Raw genomic sequence first — 279 nt, 5'->3', positions numbered from 1 at the left:
GCTAAAGCGAGGGTTAAAGGAGGCAGTGCATAACCAATGTAAGCACTGCGTTCCATGGTGCGTGTTAACGGCGATGGATAGCGAGTCACTAAATAACACAGTGGCAGCGCCATCAAAGCCGCCAATAACGCGGCGGGTGCGGCGGCAAAGGCAGAGCGTGCAAAAGTGAAAGGGTCTTGCATGAGAAAACTGATATCCGGTGGTATGACGATCATCCAGTCACCGAGCATGGTTAAAGGCAAACCGATGGAGGCGGAAAACACAACAGTGACATAGAGC

The 279-nt window shown here is 52.0% G+C and carries 1 pseudogene; it reads right to left on the bottom strand.

Annotated features, from left to right (window positions below):
- Positions 1–279 (bottom strand): annotated as a pseudogene (locus V0R37_RS22010) (hypothetical protein); the annotation flags it as partial.

This window comes from Pollutimonas rozaliensis (assembly GCF_048751585.1).
In the GTDB taxonomy this organism is placed as follows: Bacteria; Pseudomonadota; Gammaproteobacteria; order Burkholderiales; family Burkholderiaceae_B.
This window is presented reverse-complemented; position numbering and strand designations above follow the sequence as displayed.